The organism is Citrobacter sp. Cpo142 (assembly GCF_030332425.1).
Classification (GTDB): Bacteria; Pseudomonadota; Gammaproteobacteria; order Enterobacterales; family Enterobacteriaceae; genus Citrobacter; species Citrobacter portucalensis.
The window spans coordinates 113,109-116,590 of sequence record NZ_JAOWHW010000151.1 but is presented as its reverse complement, the minus strand read 5'-3'; the positions used below and the strand labels follow the sequence as shown (position 1 = coordinate 116,590).

Here is a 3,482-nt window from a genome sequence, read left to right as displayed (position 1 = left end):
CAAAAACAGGTGCTGGTTCATTCGGATCAGGGCAGTCAGTACACAAGCCATGAGTGGCAGTCGTTCCTGAAATCACACGGACTGGAGGGCAGCATGAGCCGTCGCGGTAACTGCCACGATAATGCGGTTGCAGAAAGCTTTTTCAAGTTGTTGAAACGCGAACGGATAAAGAAAAAGATCTACGGAACGCGGGAGGAAGCCCGCAGCGATATTTTTGATTACATCGAAATGTTTTATAACAGTAAGCGTCGGCATGGTTCCAGCGATCAGATGTCACCGACAGAATATGAAAACCAGTATTATCAACGGCTCGGAAGTGTCTAGATTATCCGTGGCGATTCAGAACAACGGGGAAAACGCCTGCCCGATGCGATAGATCTTGTTGCTACCATCGAAGGTGATGTTATGCGGCACGATTTCCCGATACAAAGCCAAATCGCGAGTCGCCCCTGCTGGAGCCACGCCGAAGCGCTCAATCAGATCTGGGCGACCGATCTCACCGAAGAAGTAGAGCCGAAAATCTATGTAGGCCAGCCGATCGCGCTGGACCAGACTCAAGTCCTCAAGCCGCTTAGAAGGGGAACCAAGCATGAATTATCACTATAGGAAAAAATGAATATTTAATATGATAATCCATAAAATGCCATGGTTATAATCAAATTGATGATAATCAGCATTAATACTTATGTAACAGCTAGAATTTATGGCTTAAACGTAGGCAGTCATCGTATAGGCTGATGCTTCTATACCGTTATATTTATGCCATCCAACTATAAAACCTTGCTGCCCAATGCCATATAGCCCCCTCAGGCAATTTGCCCTTATCTACTGTTCTGGTCTGGGGATGAGCGATACCAGAATTACCTAACGACTCAGGGACCGAGAGCACAGGCGGCAGTGGCTCGTCATCTACCTTAATTCAAATTATTTTCAGATAGATATCATTCTTCTGAACATACCTGGTTAACGGCAGAATCTCACGATTCTGCCGTTTTTGTATTATTTTTCAGAGGAGTAGTAATGAACAATTCTGAAGGTTTGAAGTCATTTCAGCAATCGCTTTCTGGTCTGCCACAATGGGCATCAGAGCGGATTCTACAGCAAATAAACCAGTTAACAGACTACGAGCCAGTGATAGGTATTCTGGGTAAAACCGGAGCGGGAAAGAGTAGCCTTTGCAATGCCCTTTTTGCTGGTGATGTATCCCCGGTCAGCGATGTCACAGCCTGCACCCGTAATCCGCTGAGTTTTCGGCTGCAACTGGGCGAGCGTTTTATGACGTTGGTTGATTTGCCGGGTGTCGGTGAAAGTGAACGCAGGGATGCGGAATACGCTGCACTTTACCGTCAGCAACTTCCCCGACTTGACCTGGTATTGTGGCTGATCAAGGCCGATGATCGGGCGCTGGCGGTGGATGAGCATTTTTATCATCAGGTAATTGGTGAGTCATACCGGCATAAGGTGCTGTTTGTTATCAGCCAGTCGGACAAGACTGAACCCACCAGCGGTAGTGGTCAATTGTCCACGGCGCAGAAGCAGAATCTCAGCCGCAAAATCTGCCTGCTGCACGAGCTGTTTCAACCTGTACATCCGGTGTGTGCGGTGTCGGTCCGTCTGCAGTGGGGGTTACGGGTGATGGCCGAGCGGATGATAAAGTGTCTGCCACGTGAAGCCAGTAGCCCGGTGGTGGCGCAACTGCAGTCTCCCTTTCGCACAACGACAGTCCAGGAAAAAGCACGTGACGATTTTGGTGAAACGGTCGGCGCGGTACTGGACACGGTAAGTGCTTTCCCACTGATACCGGCTCCGGTACGGGCCGTAATACAGGCCGTCCGTGACACCGTGGTGTCCGTTGCCCGGGCTGTCTGGAATTTCTTCTTCTGAACGTTTAACGCCTGTCTGTTCTTTCCCGAGCCCTGTCGCTAGTGCGACAGGGCTTTCTTTTGTTTGTTTTCCCCATTATGAGGAATCTGCTTATGACCCGTCTGGCTTCGCGCTTTGGCGCTGCAAATCTTATTCGTCGTGACCGTCCGTTAACCCGTGAAGAGCTGTTTCGCGTGGTACCCAGCGTATTCAGCGAGGACAAACACGAATCCCGTAGTGAACGTTACACATATATTCCCACCATCTCTCTGCTGGACAGTCTGCATCGGGAGGGCTTTCAGCCGTTCTTTGCCTGTCAGACCCGTGTTCGTGACCCTGGTCGTCGTGAACATACGAAGCATATGTTGCGCCTGCGTCGGGAGGGACAGATTACCGGTAAACAGGTGCCTGAAATTATCCTGCTTAACTCCCATGATGGCACAAGTTCTTACCAGATGTTGCCGGGCCTGTTCAGGGCTGTGTGCCAAAACGGTCTTGTCTGCGGCGAATCCTTTGGCGAGGTACGGGTGCCGCACAAGGGGGATGTGGTGAGCCAGGTGATTGAGGGAGCGTATGAAGTGCTGGGGATTTTTGATCGCGTGGAAGAAAAGCGGGATGCCATGCAGTCGTTGCTGTTACCACCACCTGCGCAGCAGGCACTGGCAAAAGCCGCGCTGACGTATCGCTTTGGTGAGGACCACCAGCCGGTTACTGAATCGCAGATACTCTCCCCGCGCCGCTGGCAGGACGAAAGCAACGACCTGTGGACTACCTGGCAGCGTATTCAGGAGAACCTGATTAAAGGTGGGCTCAGTGGCCGTAATGCCAAAGGCGGACGGTCGCATACCCGTGCTGTGCGTGGCATTGACGGGGACGTGAAGCTTAACCGGGCACTGTGGGTGATGGCGGAAACGCTGCTCACGCAGCTGCAGTAGCTGCTTGATGTTACCGCGTTGTTAATATCGGACACCACCTGTCCGCATCGCTATGTGCTCGTGTGCCTCAATCCTCCGGTTATAGCCTTTAACCCCCATTACATCTGGCTTTTGCAGAAATAAAAAATAGTTTCTGCGTTGTCCATACCCTGTCCGCCCCCCTCTTTAAAGTAATCACATCATTTTCAGTCAGTTAACTTTCCTGGAGAACCTCTCATGACACAGGCAGAACGCCGCCATGACCGGCTGGCTGTCAGGCTGTCACTGATAATCAGCCGTCTGGTGGCGGGTGAAACGTTGAGTGTGCGCAAACTGGCCGCTGAGTTTGGTGTGTCGGTGCGCACGCTGCGGCGTGATTTTCGTGAGCGGCTGATGTATCTGGACCTGGAGTATCAATCCGGATACTGCCGCTTACGCACTGCTGGCAGCGAGATGCAGATGGTGCCCGACGTGCTTATCTTTGCCCACCGCAGCGGGCTGGCCGGGCTTTTTCCCGGCCTTGACCGCCGTCTGGTGAATGCTCTGCTGATGTGCGATGAGTCTCCCTGCATGATAGCACCAGCCAATCCGGTGCCTTCGCCTTCAGGAGCATTGTCTTTCTGGAGACTGATTCAGGCCATTACCGGGCGCAGGCGGGTGACGCTGATTGCGGAGGGGCGACGCTGTGAGCGCCTGGCTCCCTGC

General features: G+C 52.3%; 5 protein-coding genes. 4 read left to right on the top strand and 1 reads right to left on the bottom strand.

Annotation, left to right across the window (positions count from 1 at the left end):
- A partial coding sequence (locus tag OGY18_RS27050) for an IS3 family transposase (RefSeq protein WP_286508446.1) occupies nucleotides 1-324 on the top strand: 324 nt, incomplete at its 5' end.
- A gap of 15 nt (nucleotides 325-339) precedes the next feature.
- On the opposite strand, the gene OGY18_RS27045 is transcribed toward OGY18_RS27050, so the two are convergent.
- On the bottom strand, nucleotides 340-591 hold the full coding sequence (locus OGY18_RS27045) for a BrxR family helix-turn-helix transcriptional regulator (protein WP_003847791.1): 252 nt from the start codon (nucleotides 589-591) through the stop codon (nucleotides 340-342).
- 429 nt (nucleotides 592-1,020) lie between these two features.
- Between OGY18_RS27045 and OGY18_RS27040 the strand changes: the two genes are divergently transcribed.
- The 3 genes from OGY18_RS27040 to OGY18_RS27030 all read left to right on the top strand — a co-directional run.
- Complete coding sequence (locus tag OGY18_RS27040) at nucleotides 1,021-1,884, top strand: GTPase family protein (RefSeq protein WP_003847792.1); 864 nt, start codon at nucleotides 1,021-1,023, stop codon at nucleotides 1,882-1,884.
- Nucleotides 1,885-1,976: 92 nt separating this feature from the next.
- Nucleotides 1,977-2,798, top strand: coding sequence for a DUF932 domain-containing protein (locus OGY18_RS27035; protein ID WP_003847794.1), 822 nt, complete (start codon nucleotides 1,977-1,979; stop codon nucleotides 2,796-2,798).
- Between the two features lie 216 nt (nucleotides 2,799-3,014).
- Nucleotides 3,015-3,482, top strand: a 468-nt coding sequence (locus OGY18_RS27030; RefSeq protein ID WP_286555057.1) for a DeoR family transcriptional regulator, incomplete at its 3' end; no start/stop codon positions are given.